We start from the raw sequence: 1,471 nt of genomic DNA, 5'->3' as shown, positions 1-1,471 counted from the left end.
GTGGAAAGATTGGCAAACACACTCATTTGCGACGCTTTTATTTTTGATAAAATCGTATTGGATAATAATGAAGTGACCAATGAAGCCAATATTCCCAAATACAAAATGGAACTGATGAATTCCATGCTCGACCATGGTGTAAAGAATTCCACCATCGTACCTTGTTTTAAATGGGTAACGAGTGCAGCTGCATTAAAAATGACAAAGCCTGTTCCCATCATGAAAAAGGACATTTCACCTGGTGTATGGGTCCTGGCAAGTGAACGGGTCATCGTTGTATAACAAGYAGTTGCAATACAGGATAGCAGGATCAATACCATCCCAAGCATGTCAGAAAAATTGATGCTGCTCCCTTTCATCACAAAAATAAAAATGACCCCAACTACCGACAAGACAATCGAAAGTTTTTGATATAAAGATGTTTTCTCCTTAAGGAAGTATCCAGCTATCATCAATGTTAGAATTGGAGTGACGGCTGACAGAATTCCAGCATCGGTGGATTGCGAATACTTAAGTCCGAAAGTTTGAAAGGCAAAGAAAAGAGTTGGGAATAATAGGGAAAGCGGTACAAGATTTTTAACCGACTCCCAAGAATAGTTCACCTTTATGACTTTTACGGCGACCAGGAATAAAATGATGGCGAAAGAAATCGTGAACCGGAACGCCAAAGTATCAAGCGGATTCGATTCAGCAATCGCCATTTTCGTGAATAAAAAAGATAGGCCGACAATACTTGAATGAAATAGCGCTAACATGTATGCAAATGATCGGGATTTCATGGCTGCAACTCCTCAACTAGATTACTATATTCCTATTTAGGTATAGTACCCTTTGCATCTGTATTGCAACCCAAGTTAGAGGTAAAAAACTGGTCTTTTTCTGGATATTTAACGAGTTTAAGCCTATTACAATAATGTATGGTTGAATTAAATCTGAATGCATCTTATCGTAAGAAATATTAATCGACAATGACAGAGTTTTTTGGATAGGTTTCTTCTAATTCAATACTATTGCAGGCAATTTGTTCTTCAAAAGCGGTCTGGGCTTTCTGTTTTCTTTTCAAATACATACTGATGGCATAAGCAACTGTGAAGTTTATCAATAAAGCAATTAAGCCTATATTAATATTCAAGAAATTCATCTGAGCCAGATGCATTCCTATGGCGAACAGATCCCCTGCAATGAGGCCCGCTGCAATACCTGCAGGTCTTATGGAGCGGAAAAGGAAAATCGATAATAATCCGGGCAGGAATTGCCCAAAACCATAATAGGCTGTGTTGATCAAGTTCAGCATCAAGCTCGGCGCCAGCAATGTTAACCCCATCGAACACAACAGATAGAAGGACACCAAATCAGCACAAACAACATGATAACAATATCTCTTTTATGAAGAATCATATTCATGCATTAACGGTGGTGCCCAGTTAATTTACTAACAACACTGTAAAGTATGATCATTTACCGTTTCATC

At 38.4% G+C, this 1,471-nt stretch carries 2 protein-coding genes; both read right to left on the bottom strand.

Annotated elements, in window-relative coordinates:
• On the bottom strand, positions 1-779 hold a 779-nt coding region (locus AC1DVB_RS27185; protein WP_477591942.1), incomplete at its 3' end, for a DMT family transporter.
• A 179-nt stretch (positions 780-958) separates the two neighbouring features.
• A complete protein-coding gene (locus tag AC1DVB_RS27180) occupies positions 959-1,312 on the bottom strand; it encodes a hypothetical protein (protein ID WP_328097745.1) in 354 nt (117 codons plus the stop codon).
• Between the last annotated feature and the right edge of the window lie 159 nt (positions 1,313-1,471).

This window comes from Peribacillus sp. P4_D6 (assembly GCF_056401795.1).
The sequence above is the reverse complement of the archived record's forward strand: the minus strand, read 5'-3'. Positions and strand labels throughout refer to the sequence as shown.